Raw genomic sequence first — 18,280 nt, forward strand, 5'->3', positions numbered from 1 at the left:
CCGGCCCGGCGGTGCAGGGCGTCGAGGATTTCCTCGTGCTCGCGCATGGCCTCACCCCAGCGATCCCGGTCCTTGTCGAGGTTGGCGGCGTAGCGCACCCGACGCAAGCGCCCGGCGAAATTGGCGTAGGTCGTCGCCAGGGGCTCGTTGTCGGCTGCCTGGACGATCCGGTCGTGGATGGTTTGGTTGGCGGCGAAGTACCCGTGGAGGTCCCGGCGCAGATACGACGCGTACATGGCGTGGTGCAGGCGCTCGATCTCGGCATAGGCCGTCTCGGTGATTTCCTCGCAAGCGAGCCGGCCGGCCAGGGCCTCAAGGCCGCCCATGACGTCGAAGAGCGCGACCATCTCGCCGGCATCGAGCTGGCGCACCCGGGCGCCGCGATTGGGCAGAAGGTCGATCAGCCCTTCGGAGGCCAGGACCTTGAGGGCTTCCCGCAACGGCGTGCGCGAAATGCCGAAGCGCTCGCACAGGGCCCGCTCAGGCACTCGCGCGCCGGGGGCGAGATTTCCCTCGACGATGTAGTCGCGCAGTTGCGCCAGCAGCGTGCCGTGCAGGGATGCGCTCGCCAACGCAACCGGCGGCGCGACGGCGCTCTCATCGGCCACCGCGGTATCTAGGACGGTATCCAGCATCATCGTTCCACATCTACCAGCCTGCCGAGACCGGGTCGAGCGGCATCGTTCGCAAAATAATGCTTGTGTCGACAAAAAATGAATGCAAATTCTTGGTCGACCAATACAGCGGCGCCATGAATCGCCGACGATCGCACGCGGATCGACGGTAATCGGCCGTCACGCGACGCCACGCTGTAGCCCCATGCCCGCGAGGACCCGATGACGACACGGACCGGACGCCACTTCCTGCACATTCCGGGGCCGAGCCCTGTGCCCGAGCGCGTCCTGCGGGCCATGGACATGCCGGTGATCGATCATCGCGGACCGGATTTCGCCAAGCTCGGCCGGGCCGTGCTGGAGGGGGCGCAGGCCGTGTTTCAGACCCGCGCGCCGGTGATCCTCTATCCGGGCTCGGGCACGGGCGCCTGGGAGGCGGCCATCGTCAACACCCTCTCGGCGGGCGACCGGGTGCTGATGTTCGAGACCGGCCACTTCGCCACCCTGTGGCGGCAGATGGCGGCGCGTTGGGGCATCGAAGTCGAGTTCGTGCCGGGCGACTGGCGCCGCGGCGTCGACCCGGCCAAGGTCGAGGCGATCCTGGCCGAGGACCGCGCGAAGTCGATCAAGGCCGTGATGGTGGTCCACAATGAGACCTCGACGGGCGCGACGAGCAGAATCGCCGAGATCCGCAAGGCCATCGACCGGGCCAATCACCCCGCCCTGTTCCTGGTCGACACCATCTCGGGCCTTGGTTCGGCCGAGTACGCCCACGACGATTGGGGCGTCGACGTTTCGGTGAGCTGCTCGCAGAAGGGCCTGATGCTGCCGCCGGGGCTCGGCCTCGTCGCCCTTTCGGACAAGGCCCTGGCCGCGACGAAGACCGCCACCCTGCCGCGCTCCTACTGGGACTGGCAGGAGATGCTGAAGCCGAACGCTGCCGGTTACTTTCCCTATACGCCGGCCACCAATCTGCTCTACGGCCTGCGCGAGGCCATCGCCATGCTGCTGGAGGAGGGGCTGCCGCAGGTGTTTGCCCGCCACCAGCGCCTGGCCGCTGCCACCCGCGCGGCCGTGGAGGCTTGGGGCCTTGAGATCCTGTGCCAGGAGCCGTCAGAGTATTCGCCCGTGCTCACCGCCGTGGTGATGCCCGAGGACCACGACGCCGACGCCCTGCGCAACCTCATCCTGGAGAAGTACGACCTCTCCCTCGGCACCGGGCTGGCCAAGGTCGCCGGCAAGGTCTTCCGCATCGGCCATCTCGGCGAGTGCAACGACCTGATGCTGATGGGAGCCCTGTCCGGCGTCGAGATGGGCCTCAAGGCGGGGCGCGTTCCGCACAAGCGCGGCGGTGTCCTGGCGGCCATGGACGCCCTGCGCTCCGGGCTGGACGATTGAGAAGGCGTTCTCTCCCCGGTGGATCCTGGGCTTGCCCGAGATCCATCAAGTTGGTTGGGGGGATTGCAGATGACACCCACTGTCAGTCCGGGTCGCCACAGGCGAGCCCAGGCCCGAAGGGGCGCACCGGAGGCGCGTAACCCAGACCGCCGGCAGCGTAAAATCTTGCACGACCTGCGGTTCTGGGGCCCGGGCTCCGCTGCGCGGCCCCGGGATGACGGAGCGCCAAACGCGAGTACCGAAGCGAAACGGACGACCATCGACCCAATACACCCCCACGCGCGCACCCGATGAACTCGGCAATCAGATCGGGCGGGGTGGCGCGTTCAACCGGAGGAAACCCCGATGACGCCTGCCAAAAGACGCGTCTCCGCGTCGAACATGGTGCTGTTCCTGCTCTGCCTGATGTACTTCGTCACCTATCTCGACCGGGTTAACATCGCCACGGCGGGCGGCGAGATCATGAAGGATCTCGGGATGTCGAACACCCAATTCGGCCTGATCCTGTCCGCCTTCGCCTATCCCTACGCCATATTCCAGGTCATCGGCGGCTCGGTCGGCGACAAGTTCGGCGCCCGCCGCACCCTCCTCGTCTGTGGCCTGATCTGGGCCTCGGCGACGATCCTCACCGGGTTCGTGGGCGGGCTGGTCAGCCTGTTCCTCGCCCGTGTGCTGCTAGGCTTCGGCGAGGGCGCGACTTTCCCCACCGCCACCCGTGCCATGCAGAACTGGACGGCGCCGGGCAAGCGCGGCTTCGCGCAGGGCATCACCCATGCCTTCGCGCGGCTGGGCAACGCCGTGGCACCCCCCATCGTCGCCTTCCTGATCTACCATGTCGGCTGGCGCCTGGGCTTCGTCGTCCTCGGCGCGGCGAGCTTTGCCTGGGTCGTGGTCTGGTACCTCTACTTCCGCGACGATCCGAAGGATCACCCCCGCATCACCCCGGAGGAACTCGCGGTCCTGCCGGAGCCGCGCAAGGTCGGCGCCAAGCAGACCATTCCCTGGGGGGGCCTGACCATGCGCATCCTGCCGGTGACGCTGACCTATTTCTGCTACGGCTGGACCCTGTGGCTGTTCCTCGGCTGGCTTCCGAGTTTCTTCAAACTCAATTACGGGCTCGATTTGAAGAGCTCGGCCCTGTTCGCCTCGGGCGTGTTCTTCGCCGGCGTCGTCGGCGACACCCTGGGCGGCGTTTTCAGCGACCGCATCCTCAAGCGCACCGGAAACCTCAAGCTTGCCCGGCTCAGCGTCATCGTCGTGGGCTTCCTCGGGGCGGCGGCGAGCCTCACGGGCGTGTTCTTCACGAAAGACCTGACCCTGGTGGCCTTGCTGCTCAGCTCGGGCTTCTTCTTCGCCGAACTCGTCATCGGCCCGATCTGGTCGGTGCCGATGGACATCGCGCCGAAATATTCGGGCACGGCGGCGGGCCTGATGAACACCGGCTCGGCGGTGGCGGCCATCATCTCGCCGATCGTCTTCGGGATGATCGTCGACATGACGGGGAACTGGACCCTGCCCTTCGTCGGCTCCATCGGCCTCTGCCTGCTGGGCGCCGGGCTGGCCTTCACCATGCACCCGGAGCGCCCCTTCGAGGAGGAGCCGGCGCTGCCGGTCGGGCGGCCCGTTCCCGCGGAGTAGGGCGTGTCCCCCTCCCCCTTGTGGTGAGGGGTCGGGGTTGGGTGGCGCCGCTGACCGCCGCCGCCCTGAGGATCACCCGAATCACCCCCACCGCCAACGCCTCCCCAAAAGCTGGATGGATCTCGGGCCAAGCCCGAGATCCTCTGGGGAGGAGAGCCGCGCGGAGCCCAACACAGGAACCGAGCACGATGGATGAACCCGTGCACGATACGCCCTCCCGTCCGCTTCCCCTCGCCGGCCTGCGCGTCCTCGACGTGACGCAGGTGATGGCCGGCCCCGTCTGCAGCATGCTGCTGGCGGATCTCGGCGCCGACGTCATCAAGGTCGAGCCGCCCGGCACCGGGGACCAGACGCGGGGCGCCATGGGGTTCAAGATGAAGGGCCCCGACAGCATGGGCTTCCTCAACATGAACCGGAACAAGCGCAGCCTCGCCCTGAACCTGAAGAGCCCGGCGGGCCGCGACCTCCTGCTCGACATGGCGCAGGGCGCCGACATCGTGGTCGAGAACTACCGCCCCGGTGTCATGGCCCGGCTCGGCCTCGGCTACGAGGCGATGCGGGCGCGCAACCGGGGCCTGATCTATGCCAGCATCTCGGGCTTCGGCCAGACCGGCCCCTGGGCCAAGCGCCCCGGCTACGACCTGATGGCCCAGGCCATGTCCGGCGTGATGAGCGTGACGGGCCATCCCGGCGGGCCGCCGGTCAAGGCCGGCGTGCCGGTGGCCGATATCGGCTGCGCGCTGTTCGCGGTCTACGGCATCCTCAGCGCGTATATCGGCCGGCAGGCGAGCGGCGAGGGTCAGTATATCGACGCCTCCCTGTTCGATTCGGCGCTGGCCTTCTCGATCTGGGACATCTCCGAATACTGGGGCACGGGGCAAGTGCCGGAGCCGCTGGGCACCGCCAACCGCATGAGCGCGCCCTATCAGGCGGTGCGGGCGGCGGACGGCTACTTCGTGATGGGGGCGACGAACGCGAAGCTCTGGCGCCTGCTCTGCGAGGTGCTCGGCCGCGAAGACCTCATCGCCGACGACCGTTTTCGCGACATCGCCGGGCGTCTGGCTCACCGCGCGGCGCTGATCGCCGAACTGGAGACGAGCTTCGCCGCCAAGGACGCGGAGACCTGGGTCAGCGAGTTGCTCGCCGCCGGCATCCCGGCCGGGCGCATGAACACCTATCCCGAAGCCTTCGAGAGCGCGCATGGCCGCCACCGCGAGATGCGGATCGACGTGCCCCACCCCCATGAGGGGACCGTGCCGAATATCGGCTTTCCGGTGAAGCTCTCGGGCACGCCCGCGCAGGTGCGCCGGCATGCGCCCCTGCTGGGCGAGCATTCGGACGAGATCCTGACGGAGTTCGGCCTCTCGGCCGAGGCCATCGAAGTGCTGCGCCAGGGCGGAGCCTTCGCCGCATGAATCCTCCTGAAGCGATAAGCGCCCGGGACGAGGGCGCGGTCCGCTACCGCGTGGAGGGCGGGGTCGCCCATCTCACCTTCGACCGGCCGGGCGCGCGCAACGCGATGACGTTCGCGATGTACGACGCTCTGGCCGAAGGTCTGGCGCGGATCGAGGCCGATGCCTCCGTGCGCGTCGCTGTTTTGCGCGGCGCCGGCGGCAAGGCCTTCGTGGCGGGCACCGACATCGAGCAGTTCTCCGGCTTCACGGGGGCGGACGGCGTCGCCTACGAGGCCCGCATCGACGCCTACATCGACGGGCTGGAACGATGCCGCGTGCCCACCGTGGCGGTGATCGAGGGGTTCGCCGTCGGCGGGGGGCTCGCCATCGCCAATGCGTGCGATATCCGCATCGCGCAAGCCGGCGCCCGCTTCGGCGTGCCCATCGCCCGCACGCTCGGCAACTGCCTCTCGCCCGCCAACCTGCGCCGGCTGACGGCAACCCTGGGGCCGAGCTTCATGAGCCGCATGCTGCTGCTCGCCGAGATGCCGAGCGCCGAGACCCTGGCTCCGCTGGGCTACCTCGCGACCGTGGCCGAGGCCGGCGCCCTCGACGCCGAAGTCGCCGCGACCTGCGAGCGGCTCCTCGGCCATGCCCCCGTGACGATGCGGGTGACCCGCGCCATGCTGCGCCGCCTCGCCCAGGACAGTCACGCCTCGGCCACGGATCTCATCGCGGAATGCTACGGCAGCCGGGATTTCGCCGCCGGCGTGGAGGCTTTTCTCGCCAAGCGCCCGGCCGTCTGGACGGGCGCCTGACCCCTCGCGCCTTAAGGATGCGTGCATGACCCTCTATGCCCTCGGACCCCACCAGCCGCAGCTCACCGACGCAGCCACAACCTGGATCGCGCCCGGCGCGCATGTGATCGGTCAGGTCCATCTCGGCCGCGACGTCAGCATCTGGTTCGGGGCGGTTCTGCGGGGCGACAACGACACGATCCGGATCGGCGACCGCTGCAACATCCAGGACGGGGCGGTGCTGCACGCCGACCCGGGCTTTCCGCTTGATCTCGGCGCGGACGTCACCATCGGACACCGCGCCATCGTGCATGGCTGTACCATCGGGGCCGGAACCCTGGTGGGCATGGGCGCCACCATCCTCAACGGCGCCCGCATCGGCCGCAACTGCCTCATCGGCGCGAATGCCTTGGTGACGGAGGGCAAGGTGTTTCCCGACAACAGCCTCATCGTCGGCGCGCCCGCGAAGGTGGCGCGATCCCTGGAGCCGGAGGCGGCGGCCAAACTCGCGCGAACGGCGGAGAACTATGTCGCCAATGGGCGACGCTTCGCGGCGGAGTTGCGGGCGCTGTGAGGTGTTTTCCGGCGGGTCGCGAGCCCGCACGGACCAGGATCAAACGTGTCTCCCCCTTGCGGCAGGGCGATCGCATGTCACGTCTCCGGCTGTCAGGAATCCCTTGCCGCTCCGTCATCCCGGGGCCGTAGAGGGGAACCCGAGGTCCAGACACGCAGCGTTCGCAAGGTTTGACGCCGTCGGCGGCTCTGGATTCCGGTCTCGCCTGCGGCGCCCCGGAATGACGGGCGAAACCATTAGCGACTGTCCTGCCTTCGTGGGGCGGAGGGCTCCGGCAGCGCTTCTATTCCGCCGCGCGGGCGCCGGGGGGCCGCGTGCTCAAGAACTCCTTGCGGAACTTCGCGTTGAGGCGCTGCATGAAGTGCTCGGCGCAGCACATGTGCTCGTAGCATCTCGCGGCGCACGGCGTCAGCGTCCTCAGCTCGGAAGGCTGAGAGAAGGGCGCAGCGGCCGGCGAGGTTGTGGGCGCCGAAGGCCTCGTGCTCAGTCAGACTTTCGCTGCGGAATTCCACAAGGTCTCGCAGCAGGCTGTTGAGGAACCAGCACATGAAGGTCAGCAGCGGGTTGTCGCTGGCGTCGAAATGATGTCGTTGAAATCGACCTCGACGATACGGTCGCCCCCGCGCCGGCCCTCCGCGTTGGCGGCTTCTCAGGCGGCGATGTTCGCCTCCGGATGCGCGAAATCGCCCGCGCCGAGGCGCCCGACCACGCTCGCCCCCAGCGCCACCTCCAGGCCCTGGCGCAGGGCGTAGACCTGAGCGAAGTCGAGTTCCTGGAAATGCAAAAAGCGGCGCAGCTGCTGGGCGGCCTTCACTGAGATTGGGCGGATCTCCGGGCCGCCATTGGGGCCGGATGGCGTGGTCACCAGTCCCTGGACCTCCAAGGATTTCAGAGCCTCGCGGATCGTGCCCTTGGCGCGGCCTTTACGCTGCATCAGGGCGCGCGCGTTCGGCAGGCGCTCCCCCGGCGTTAGCCGCTCGCGGGCGATGCGGTGGGAGAGATCCTCGGCGATCTGGTCCGACAGCTTGATCCGCCACATCGGGGCCGGTGTCTCGCTCATCGCAGCGTCCACGCGACGTCGGCGTCGAGGGGGGAAGATTGGGCGGGCGAGCTTTTCAAAGGGGAACAGTCCGTCATCCGAGCTCGTCACGCCTCGGATCGCGTATTCCACCACCGCGCGGGCGATGGGCTCGAGGACGGGCTTGCAATACATCCGTGATTTGAGGATCAGCACGCAGGCTTCCGGCCGGGTCGATGCCGCTGTCCGTGGAGCCGCCGAGATCCCTGGCATGGCCTACGTGCTGCAACGGGGCACACCCAAACCAGCACCGACGCCTCTGGTCGGGCAGATCGCCCCGAAGATGTAGGCGGACTGCGTGCGCCGATCCTTGGGGGCCGAGGGTCGCGGTCGCGTTCCGCGCTTGGCCCAGCGCCGGATGAGCGAGTTCTTGTGGCCGACCCGCGCCTTGTCGAAGAACCAGACCTCTACGGGCTGGCCGCCGACAACCTGCGCGATCTGCGCCAGGTGGTTGGGGAAGTCTTTTTGAAAGCGGTCTTCCCGTCGCTCACTTCCGTGCCTGAGCCACGGTCAACCACAGGCCGCGGTGCTACCAGCGTCTTTCTACCTCGACCGCTGAATAGGCCACAATATGCTCAACTCATGCCCACCGAGAGGCTCAATGAGCCGGGCCGGAAATATGACATAACGCGCGCTCGGGAAGGAACGCTGGGGGATGGTTCAACCGCGCTGGTAGCGATAGACGGTGGTCTGAGGCCCCGACAATGAGGTGAGCGTCGAATGAGTGTGAGGGAATCCGAAAGCGAGAACAATCGGCGGACCCTCGTCCTCGTGATCGGGATGCATCGTAGCGGCACGTCAACCGTTGCCGGGGCGTTGGGGATTTTAGGCGCAACCATGCCGGCAACCGGCCTCGGACTGTCCGAGGACAATCCGAAAGGCCATTTTGAACCGAAAGAGATTGTTTCCTTGCACGATCGGGTGCTGGCCTCCGCTGGCATGCGCTGGTGGGACTGGGACCAATTTCCCGATGCCTGGTACAATACTCCCGCCGCGCAGCCGTTCGTCGACGAGCTCGTCGGGATCGTCCAAGAGGAGTTCGGGGACGCGCCGCTCTTTGTCGTGAAGGACCCGCGGACCTGTAAGCTCATCCCGCTCTGGCGCCGGGTCGGAGAAATCCTCAACCTCGACATCGTCGGTGTTCTACCGTTCCGTCACCCCGATGAGGTGGCGCGCTCGCTTCATGTGCGAGATGGATTTCCCCTGCCGAACAGTCATATGGCGTGGCTGCGCTACATGCTGGAAGCCGAGCGGGAGAGCCGCGGCATGCGCCGCGTGTTCCTCCATTACGAGGACCTTCTCGCCGACGAACGGACGGTGATGAGGCGCGTTGTCGACACCTTGCAGCTCCCCCTGCCCCACCAGGCGGAGGCGGATTTCGCGGCGCTCGAAGCCTTCGTCGACCCGGATCTTCGGCGCAGTCGGGCCGAGTCCGGTAGTCTCAATCATCTCCACGAATGGCTCCGGGACACCATCACAGCCTATGCACGCGGAACGATCCAAGCCCCTGATGGAACGGCGCAGGTCCCGGATTCCGACGTCTTGGACCGGGTCCACGCGGCATTCGAAACGGCATGTGGTGCGTTCGTTCCGGCGCTCGCCGCGACGAACAAGGGGTTCGAGGACGCGCAGGGCCGCAACATGCTGATCCCTGGCCTTGAGGCTGATCTCGCCATGGCGCAGGACGCGCTGCGGCTGCGCGACGAGCGGATTGCCGACCTTGAAAATCAGCTGACAATGGCGGCTCAAAAGAAAACGGCGCCGCTAGGATGGTTGCGGCGCCGTTCGACCGATTGACCCTGAGGCGGGCGCTTAGCGCTCCCGGAGCGCCCCCCGGAGCGAATCGCGCACGGGGGCGGTGACGTAGTCGAGGACCGTGCGTTCGCCGGTGCCGATCATGGCGGTGGCCGACATGCCGGGGTAGAGGCGCACGTGCTTGACGAGATCCTTCAGAGCCTCGGGCTCGATGTTAAGCTCAACGGTGAAGTAGGGCTCGCCCGTGCGCTGGTCCTGCTGGCGGTCGGCCGAGACCTTGGTGACGATGGCGGGAATCGGCGGCAGCTGGCGGGCCTCGTAGGTGGCGAGCTGGATGTGGGCCTTCATGCCCTGCGTCACCTCGTAGGCCTCGTCGGGCTTGAGCTTGGCCTCCACCACCAGGGGCGCGTCGGTGGGGACGATGTCCATGAGGCGCTCGCCGGGGGCGACGACGCCGTTCTTGGTGAACTGGGTGAGGTTGAGGACGTAGCCGTCGTCGGGGGCGCGGACCTCGACCATGTCGAGGGTCTCGCGGGCGGCGTGGAGGCGGGGCATCGTGTCGTTGATCTTGGCCTGGACGTCGCGCAGCGCCTCGGCCACCTCGGAGTTGCGCGTCTGGCGCATACTGGCGATCTGGAACTCGGATTCGCTCATGAGTTCCTTGGTGCGGGCGACCTCGGAGATCTGGGCGCCGCGGTTGCCCACGAGTTCGGCGGCCGAGCGCTCGAGCTGGCGCACTCGGGCTTTGGGCACCAGGGCTTTCTCGTAAAGCGACTGCACGCCGACGAGCTCGTCCTGGATAAGGGCTGACTGGCTTTCGATGGACTTGATGGTGGCATCTAAGCCCGCGAGGCGGGTCTCTGACTGGTCCATGCGCTTCTTCAACACATCGACCTGGCTCTCCAGGGCCGCCTTGCGGGTCTTGAACATATTTTCCTGGTCGCGGATGATCATGGCGACCTCCGGCTCGGACGCGCGCGCCAGGATCTCCTTCGGCAGGGTGATGGTGGCAGCACCATCGCGCTCGGCGTAGAGGCGGGCGCGCTGCACCAGCAGGCCGTCGAGGCCGGAGGCCAGCACTTCGGCCTGGGCGCGGGGTATGGCGTCGTCCATGCGGATGAGCACCTCGCCCTGCTTGACCGTGTCGCCCTCCTTCACGAGGATCTCGCGGACCACGCCGCCGTCGCGCTGCTTGATGGTCTTGCGGCTCGATTCCACCCGGAGGTAGCCGGGGGTGACGATAGCACCGTGCAGGCTCGCCACGGCCGACCACACGAAGGTGCCGAGCACGAACACCACCACCACGGCCATGCCGGCGACGATGGGCTTTCGGACACGCGCTTCGAGTTCGCGCAGGATCTCCGCCTCTTCGGCGGCGGGCGCCAGGGCGAAGGCCGACATCTTGGCGGGCACGATGCGGCCGAGGGTCTGGCCGATTGGGGCGGGGAGTTTCATCGCGGTGCCTCGTTGGGCGCAAGTCTGATTCGTGTGGTGCGGCCGGTCTGCGGCCGATGTTGGGCGGGCGCGGGGTTCCCCTCTCCCCGCTTGCGGGGAGAGGACCGGAGGCACCTTGCTGTGCCTCCGGTGAGCGGAGGCGTGAGCCGAAGCGAAGGTAAGGGGGCGCCTCCGGAAGAGCCTCGAACGGAGACGCCTCCTCACCTTCGGCTGCCGCCTTGGCCCACGCCGACGACGAGGTCGTCGCGGCCCTCTCCCCACCATTCTCGGGCTTGCCCAAGATTGGCAGGAAAAATCGAAATCGGGCAGGCCTGATTTCGGTCGGGGAGAGGGAATGCGCTCAGCCCTGCGCCGCCGCCGCAGGCGGCGCCGCGCGGGTTTCGGCGGTGCCCGGCACCGTGGCGGGGGCCATGAGCTGGGCCAGGATCACGTCGCGCTCGCCAAAGGACTGGACCTCGCCGCCGCGCACGAACAGGATTTTGTCGACGTGGCGGAACACGCTCGCCCGGTGGGAGACGATGACCACGGTGACGCCCCGGGCCTTGAGAGCGCCGAGCACGTCGAGGAGTGCCGCTTCGCCCTCGGTGTCGAGGTTGGCGTTGGGCTCGTCCAAAACAACGAGGCTGGGGTCGCCCAGCAGGGCGCGGGCGAGGCCGAGGCGCTGGCGCTGGCCCACCGAGAACACCGTGGTGCCGGAGGCGCCGAGTTCGCTCTCGTAGCCCTTCTCCAGGCGGACGATGAGGTCGTGGATGCCGGCATCCTGGGCGGCGCGGGTCACTGCCTCGTCGGAGACGTCGGTGCGGAACCTGGCGATGTTGTCGCGCACCGTGCCGGTGAACAGCTCCGTGTCCTGGGGCAGGTAGCCGACATGGCGTCCGAAGGCGGCGCGGTCCCAGGCATGGACCTCCATGCCGTCGAAGCGGACATGGCCCTCCGTCGGCTTCCAGATGCCGATGAGCATCCGCGTCAGGGTCGATTTGCCGGCACCCGAGGGGCCGATGATGCCCAGCGCTTCGCCGGGCTGAAGCGTGAAGGACATGTTTTTAAGAAGCGGCTCCTTGGCGTTTGGCAGCGAGAAGGTGAGGCTTTGGACCTCAACCAAGCCTGTCGGACGCGGCATCGCTGTGAAGACAGGGTTTGGCTCATAGCCGTCGAGAAGATTCGTCAGGCGTTTGTAAATTTGCTGCGCTTCGACAAGGCTCTGCCAGGAGCCAGCAACACGTTCGAACGGCGCAAGGGCCTTCGATGACAGGATCATGTTGGCGAAAAGTACGCCGGGTCCGATGACTTGCTTAAGAACAAGAAACGCACCAAGCGCTAGTACCAAGACTTGGATTAACATGCGCGTGAATTTAATTAATTCGCCGATTTTTCCTGCAACTTCACTCGCGTGAGCCTGTCCCTCAATCATCGTCAGGCGATCTACCTGCCAACGCTTCGTCAAAGCAGGCAGCATACCAAGAGCCTTGACAACCTCGGCGTTGCGAAGAGCCATATCGGTGAACTGATAACCTCGAATGGCGGCACTATTCACATGGTTCAGAGCCGTGCGCGATACGCGATCCTGCAAGATTGCCAAGCCCAGCAAAATGAGACCACCGACGAGGCACAGGAGGCCGACCCAAGGATCAATGAGAAATAAGGCGCCCATGAAAATCGGCAGCCAAGGAAGATCGAAAAAGACGGCCATGCCACTGCCCGTCAACGTCTGACGGAACACGTCGAGGTCCCGCACAACTTGGCTTTGACCAGCGTTGCTTTTTAGCTCTGCAGCGAAGAGTGCACCAAATACATGGCGTGAAAGCAAGCGATCAAATAAAACACCAAAGTGAATCAAGAGGCTTGACCTATAATGGTCAACAATCGCTGAAATTAGAAATGCGCCTGTAACACTGGCTGCCATAATCACAAGCGTTGCGATGCTTTGGCTTGCAAAGACGCGACCGTACAACTGCACCATATAAAGCGGCAGGGAAAGATAAAGAATATTGATAATAAGACTGAATAGAAAAGCATACCCTAACGGCTTAAATGAAGCCCGCAAAGCTTGATCAAGCAGATTTGGCTTTGGTTTTGACATGGTAGCTTCCGGGCAGAGCCATTGTGTGCGTCTTAGTGTCAAGCTATGTGCGGCGCTCGACCAACACGGGATTCACTCTCAATTACTAATGCGGCCAAATTCGGCATCGCCGCGATGCCTCAGATCAAACAATCTGCCAGATTATCGGAGTACTATACGCAGAAAAAATGGGCAGCTTTCGCTGCCCATCCTTAAAAAAGCTTCAGAGGTTGTCGGGTTTAGACGACCACGATATTCGCGGCGACCGTGGCTGCATCGGTCACGCCAGTGAGCTTGATGGCGAGATCGCTGTTAGCCTGGAAGCCCGAAGCAGTGTCGTTGCTGACGACGACGTAGGTGTCGCCATTGAAAGCCACGACCGAAACCGTTCCAGCCGCCGCAGTGCCGTTCGCCGCATTGCCCGTTGCGTTGTTGGCAGCGAGATCCAATGCCTGCTGGAGAGAACCGCCAGCGGCGACGTTAGAAACCGTTACGGTCGCCGCTGCCGTGGTGCCGTTGTTGACCTTCAGGACATCAACGCCGACGGTGAAGTCAGTGATCGTGATGCCGGTGCCAGAGCCCTGAGCAGAGACAGTGGCAGTGGCAGAGTTCGTGTTCGAACCGATCGTGAAGGTATCGCTACCTGCACCGCCGGTGACGGTCTGAGTACCGGTGGCGGCGGTGAGGCCGTTACCCGTGTTCAGAATGTTGATCGAGTCGTTACCATTGCCGAGGAAGACCGTGGTGTTGCTCGACGAGCTGGCCGTAGCAGCCGCGCCATTGTTGGCGGTTGCAGTGCCAGCGGCATCAATGAAGGTACCGGTGGTGTTGATCACAACCGAGTCGTCACCGCCACCCGCATAGATGGTCGCAGTGCCCTGACCCGAGTAGGTGATCACGTCGGCGTTGTCATTCGAGTCAGCAGCAGCAGTGCCGCCGTAGATAACCGTCGTGCCGGTGGTGCCCGTCACGCTGATCGAGTCGGCATTGGCCGTGCCGGGAGTGTTCTCGTCGCCGTAAGCAACGACAGTCGCAGCGACGTTGTTGACCTTGATCGCGATGTTGTCGGAGCCAATGCCGCCGTGAACGGTGACGTTAGCGGTGCTGTCGAGACCGTTGCCGGCCGCACCGAAGTTGCCAAGGGTGACGACGTCGTTGCCAGCGTTAGCGAAGATGCTCACGGTGCCGCCACCGTTGAAGGCGATCGAGTCCGCGAGATCGGTCGAATCAGCCGCGCCCTGGCCACCGAAGATGGCGGTGTTGGCGGAGGTGCCCGTGTTGAAGATGTTGATCGAGTCGGTACCCTCACCGCCGTAGATCGCCATCTTGGCGCCGGAGTTGGAGGTATTGGCGAGAAGGATCGAGTCGTTGCCGAGGTCGTTCTTGCCGCCGAAGACAGTCACGAAGCTCGTGGAGTCGAAGGCGTTGCCGCCCGTGGCAACAGTTCCCGTACCGGCAACACCCTGAGAAATGATGTCGGCGCCCGCGTTGCCATAAACGAGGAAGCTGCCCTTGCCGCCAATCTGGATCGAATCAGCACCATCCACCGAGTCTGACCGGCCGAGGCCACCGAAGATCGCATGAACGCTGTTTGCAGTATAAGCACCCGTACCCGTCAGCGGAGCGGTTGCAATAGCGTTAGTGCCATTGAAGAAGAGGCCGTTCTGACCAGCCGTCACCGCGTCAACATTTGCGCCGGTAGCGAACGTACCATTGGCAAGAGACACGCCGGGCAGGTTGGTGGTGTTGTCGCCGAGGGTCGTGCCTGTGACAGTGATGGTGTTGCCGTTGCTGTAGGTCAGAACGACATTGGAGCCGACCTGCGCTTCACTGACGAATAGAGCGGGGTTGGCGGTAATGAACACGTTGTCGGCCTTGGCGGCGGTGACGCTCGCCGAGCCGTCGAAGATAAAGCTAGCCATAAAGCTCTCCTGGGGTCTTCTGCAGAAATTCGCTTCGTGACCCGGCTATTGTTGCCAGTGTCGCGACACCCACCGTGGCGGTTCCCCCTCAAGGAAGAAGCCCCGTTCAAGGTTGGTGACTTTTTTCAGGAAATCCGACGCGGTGCAACCGGATTCTGGGGCATCCGCACAGGCCTCTGAAATCCTTAAATTCGTGTGGTGGAAGTATCACAGGGTTCCGCCGGAACGGGACAGATCGGCAAGGGACAAGCCCCTGAGGAGACTTGTTTTTCCCTAGTAATGAATCTTCCACTCGTCGTAGCGCTCGTCGAGGGCTGCGAGGTCCTCGAATCGGTAACGGTAGCGGTGCTGGTTGGCCCCGCTCTTCGCGTAGTGTGTGTGGAACTCCACCGTGTTCACGTTCTCCGTATCGCACTGGCACGACGAGAACGGACAGGGGGCGGGGCCGTCGCGGAGCGTCAGCTCCGGCGAATCGGCGAGGTTGCCGAGCGAGCCATGGTACTTGCCCATGCCGCAGGGGGTGACGACGCCCATGGGGTCGATGAAGATCGCCCGGTAGCCGGCGTTGCAGGCGCCGGGGCGCTTGGCGTTCAGCAGGTACTCGTAATCGTGCCGCGAGTAGATCATCGCCTTGATGGTCTCGCGCTCGGCCTCGGTGTAGGCCTGCGGGTACCACTCCTCTTTGTGCGGGCCCACGAAGGGCTGGATGAACACGTCGACGCCTCGTTCGTTAAGGCGGGCCTTGTGGGCGGCAATCTCGGTGAGCGACTCGGGGAACGCCACCATGATGACAGCGAAATCGTAGCGGCGGCTGAACGTGGCCGCCTTGTCGAACCAGTCGGCGTGGTCCTTGATCTGCTCGGGGTGGAAGCTCGCCACCATGGCTATTTTCGATTCGTCGAAGCCGACGAAGGTCTTCTCGAACTGCGCCACCGACAGGGTGAGGTTGGTGATGAGGTTAAGCGCCTGGAGGTTCGGGCTCTGCGACAGCACGCGGGCGCCGTCCACGAGGTCTTTTGATACAAAGAACTCGCCCCCCACCCCGATGCGGATGTTCACGGCGTAGGGGAGTTGCGCGACGTTGGCCATGACGCGGCGGTAGCGGGCGGGGTCCCAGCGCGAGGTCGGCGGTTTCTGGAACGTGGTGCCGTGGCCGGCGACGCAGTAGGAGCAGGCGAGGTTGCAGGTGGGGTAGTCGGTGTAATAGCGGATGTTGAGGGGCGGCAGGGCGGTCGCGGTGGTTTTCGCCACCACGGGGGCCTCGGCCGGCACCAGCTTGCCGGCGGGTTTCGCGAGGAAGCGCGAAAACAGGTGTTGCATCGTCCTCGGCGCCCCTCGTTCGTTTCGCGTCGCTACAGGCCGCAATGGCCGAGAATGTGGCGGTGCGCTATAGGGCGCGTCGATTGTGCCATCGTGAAAGTCCGCGCGTGTCGAAAAAGCCCGTCCTCGCCTTCGTGCATCAGAACATCCCGGGGCAGTTCCGCAACCTCGCCCCGGCGATGGCGGCGGCGGGGCACGACGTCTACTTCATCACCGCCGGGCAGGGCGAATCGAAGGGCACGACGCGGGTCCAGTACCAGATCGACGTGAAGAACGAGATGCCGGTGATGGCGCACTTCACCTACGCGCAGAAGGTGACGAAGGCGCTGCTCCACCTCCAGACCGAGCTCAAGGTGGTGCCCGACCTCATCATCGGGCACGTGGGCTGGGGCGAGCTCCTCTACGTCAAGGACCTCTACCCGAAGGTGCCGGTGCTCGGCTATTTCGAGTGGTACCTGCGCGCCAAGCCGCTCGCCGACTTCGAGCCGAGCGAGCCCGTGGACCGCGACGCGCCGTTCGTGTTCCGGATGAAGAACACCGCCAACGTGATGTCGGCCGATCTGTGCGACGCCGGCCTGACGCCGATGCATTATCAGTATGCGAGCTACCCGGCCTCGATCCAGAAGAAGCTCAACGTGATCCACGACGGGATCGATACGGTGTCGATCCGCCGCCCGGCGCGGGGCAAGCTCACCCTCCCCGACGGGCGCGTGCTCACGAGCGCCGACGAGGTGGTGACCTATGTCGGGCGCGGGCTCGAGCCCCTGCGCGGCTTTCCCACCGCGATCCGGGCCATCGCCGAATTGTGCAAGACCCGGCCGAAGGCGCATTTCGTGATCATCGGGGCCGACGAGCCGGCCTACGGCAACCCGCTGCCCAACGGCGAGACCCACCGCCAGCGCCTGCTCGCCGAGCTGGAGATCGACGCGACCCGCGTCCACTTCCTCGGGCGGGTGCCCTACACCACCTTCCTCGACGTGCTCTACGTGAGCGCGGCGCACATCTATCTGACCTACCCGTACTTCCTGTCCTGGTCGATGCTGGAGGCCATGGCGGCGGAGTGCCTCGTCATCGGCTCGCGCACGCCCCCGGTAGAGGAGGTGATCGTCGACGGCCACAACGGCCTGCTCGTCGACTTCCACGACGCCCACGCGCTCGCCGAGCGGGTCCGCGCCGTGCTGGAACGCCCGCGCGACTACGACGCCATCCGGCTGGAGGCGCGCCGCACCATCCTGGAGCGCTACGACCTCCACGGCCATTGCCTGCCGCGCCAGAAGGCGCTCATCGCCTCCCTCTTATGAGTCGCCACGATTCCGCCACGGCGCGGACCGACATCGCAAACCCCGGCCCGAGCGCCCGATCCAGAGACGTTGCGTCGATGCTGAACCTCTTCAAGCGAGCGGCCCCGGCTCCCCTCCCCCCACTGGGCGAGCCCTTCTTCAAGTTCGAGGACGCGTTCCTCCAGGAGAAGGCGGCGCACTACGCCCCCGGCTACAACGGCGCGCACCCCTTCCCGCACGTGGTGATCGACAACTTCCTGCCCGCGGACGTGGCCGAGCGCATCCACGCGGCCTATCCGGGGGTGGACGACCCGGTGTGGTTCGACTGGAAGGCGGGCGACACAGTGAACCAGCCGAAGAAGCTCGGCGTGCGCCACGCCTCGCGCATGGAGGGCGCGCCGCCGCTCATCCACAACATGTGCTACGCCTTTAACTCCTACACGTTCCTGCACTTCCTGGAGACGCTGACGGGTCTCAAGGACCTCATCTCCGATCCGTGCCTCAACGGCGGCGGCATGCACCAGATCCTGCCCGGCGGGAAACTGCGGGTCCACGCCGACTTCAACATGATCGAGCCGTTCGGGCTCTACCGGAAGCTCAACGCGATCCTCTACCTTAACAAGGACTGGGACGAGTCCTGGGGCGGCGACCTCCAGCTGTGGAACCGCGACGCCACGCAATGCGAAGCCCGGGTGATGCCGCACTTCAATCGGCTCGCCGTCTTCAGCACCCTCTCGACCTCCCATCACGGTCACCCCGAGCCGCTGGCCTGCCCGGAAGGGCGCACCCGCAAGTCGCTCGCGTTCTTCTACTACTCGCGCCACCCGGAAGAGGGCGACGCGACGCCCCGCACGGTGCAGTGGAAGAAGCTCGAGGAGACGAACCCTGTCTGAGGCCCTGCCGCCGCTCACGGGGCGCTATCCGGAGTTCCTGCTAGCCGAGCGCGCCCGCGCCGCCGCCTCGACGGACCTGCGCGAGCGGGCGCGCTACGACGTC

Annotated in this window: 14 protein-coding genes and 1 pseudogene; 8 read left to right on the plus strand and 7 right to left on the minus strand. The window is 65.6% G+C overall.

All coding sequences use genetic code 11. The annotated features are described in order from the left end of the window. The coding region (locus MKK49_RS16150; protein ID WP_409565090.1) for a GntR family transcriptional regulator at positions 1-638 on the minus strand (638 nt) is incomplete at its 3' end. A gap of 198 nt (positions 639-836) precedes the next feature. Between MKK49_RS16150 and MKK49_RS16155 the strand changes: the two genes are divergently transcribed. From MKK49_RS16155 to MKK49_RS16175, 5 genes are all read left to right on the plus strand, one after another. Continuing rightward, the gene (locus MKK49_RS16155; RefSeq protein ID WP_244030213.1) at positions 837-2,012 is read left to right on the plus strand and encodes a pyridoxal-phosphate-dependent aminotransferase family protein; all 1,176 of its coding nucleotides are present in this window, start codon (positions 837-839) and stop codon (positions 2,010-2,012) included. 345 nt (positions 2,013-2,357) lie between these two features. Further along, positions 2,358-3,650 carry an MFS transporter gene (locus tag MKK49_RS16160; protein WP_244030215.1) on the plus strand — a complete coding sequence of 431 codons (1,293 nt, stop codon included), beginning with the start codon at positions 2,358-2,360 and terminating at the stop codon, positions 3,648-3,650. Between the two features lie 188 nt (positions 3,651-3,838). After that, on the plus strand, positions 3,839-5,065 hold the full coding sequence (locus MKK49_RS16165) for a CaiB/BaiF CoA transferase family protein (RefSeq protein ID WP_244030217.1): 1,227 nt from the start codon (positions 3,839-3,841) through the stop codon (positions 5,063-5,065). Then, complete coding sequence (locus MKK49_RS16170) at positions 5,062-5,862, plus strand: enoyl-CoA hydratase (RefSeq protein WP_244030218.1); 801 nt, start codon at positions 5,062-5,064, stop codon at positions 5,860-5,862. The genes MKK49_RS16165 and MKK49_RS16170 overlap by 4 nt, the downstream gene beginning before the upstream one ends. 25 nt (positions 5,863-5,887) lie before the next feature. Then, positions 5,888-6,415 (plus strand): gamma carbonic anhydrase family protein, encoded by a 528-nt coding sequence (locus MKK49_RS16175; protein ID WP_244030220.1) that lies wholly within the window; start codon positions 5,888-5,890, stop codon positions 6,413-6,415. A gap of 649 nt (positions 6,416-7,064) precedes the next feature. Here the strand turns inward: MKK49_RS16175 and MKK49_RS16180 are convergent. Both MKK49_RS16180 and MKK49_RS16185 read right to left on the minus strand, forming a co-directional pair. After that, entirely contained in the window at positions 7,065-7,475 is a 411-nt protein-coding gene (locus MKK49_RS16180) for a FadR/GntR family transcriptional regulator (RefSeq protein ID WP_244030222.1), read from the minus strand. A gap of 237 nt (positions 7,476-7,712) precedes the next feature. After that, a pseudogene (locus MKK49_RS16185) lies at positions 7,713-7,964 on the minus strand (IS630 family transposase); the annotation flags it as partial. A 249-nt stretch (positions 7,965-8,213) separates the two neighbouring features. On the opposite strand from MKK49_RS16185, the gene MKK49_RS16190 reads away from it, so the two are divergent. Further along, complete coding sequence (locus MKK49_RS16190; RefSeq protein WP_244030224.1) at positions 8,214-9,290, plus strand: sulfotransferase family protein; 1,077 nt, start codon at positions 8,214-8,216, stop codon at positions 9,288-9,290. A 15-nt stretch (positions 9,291-9,305) separates the two neighbouring features. Here the strand turns inward: MKK49_RS16190 and MKK49_RS16195 are convergent, their stop codons facing one another. From MKK49_RS16195 to MKK49_RS16210, 4 genes are all read right to left on the minus strand, one after another. After that, complete coding sequence (locus MKK49_RS16195; protein WP_244030226.1) at positions 9,306-10,703, minus strand: HlyD family type I secretion periplasmic adaptor subunit; 1,398 nt, start codon at positions 10,701-10,703, stop codon at positions 9,306-9,308. 340 nt (positions 10,704-11,043) lie between these two features. Beyond that, complete coding sequence (locus MKK49_RS16200) at positions 11,044-12,783, minus strand: type I secretion system permease/ATPase (protein ID WP_244030229.1); 1,740 nt, start codon at positions 12,781-12,783, stop codon at positions 11,044-11,046. A gap of 218 nt (positions 12,784-13,001) precedes the next feature. Next, on the minus strand, positions 13,002-14,684 hold the full coding sequence (locus tag MKK49_RS16205) for a beta strand repeat-containing protein (RefSeq protein ID WP_244030231.1): 1,683 nt from the start codon (positions 14,682-14,684) through the stop codon (positions 13,002-13,004). 273 nt (positions 14,685-14,957) lie between these two features. Continuing rightward, positions 14,958-16,004, minus strand: a complete 1,047-nt coding sequence (locus MKK49_RS16210; protein ID WP_244030233.1) for a hypothetical protein — start codon at positions 16,002-16,004, stop codon at positions 14,958-14,960. Between the two features lie 107 nt (positions 16,005-16,111). Between MKK49_RS16210 and MKK49_RS16215 the strand changes: the two genes are divergently transcribed. Beyond that, entirely contained in the window at positions 16,112-17,305 is a 1,194-nt protein-coding gene (locus MKK49_RS16215; RefSeq protein WP_244030235.1) for a glycosyltransferase, read from the plus strand. A 77-nt stretch (positions 17,306-17,382) separates the two neighbouring features. After that, entirely contained in the window at positions 17,383-18,177 is a 795-nt protein-coding gene (locus MKK49_RS16220; protein WP_244030237.1) for a 2OG-Fe(II) oxygenase, read from the plus strand. The last annotated feature ends 103 nt before the right edge of the window (positions 18,178-18,280 follow it).

The organism is Methylobacterium sp. J-090, assembly GCF_022829345.1.
In the GTDB taxonomy this organism is placed as follows: domain Bacteria; phylum Pseudomonadota; class Alphaproteobacteria; order Rhizobiales; family Beijerinckiaceae; genus Methylobacterium.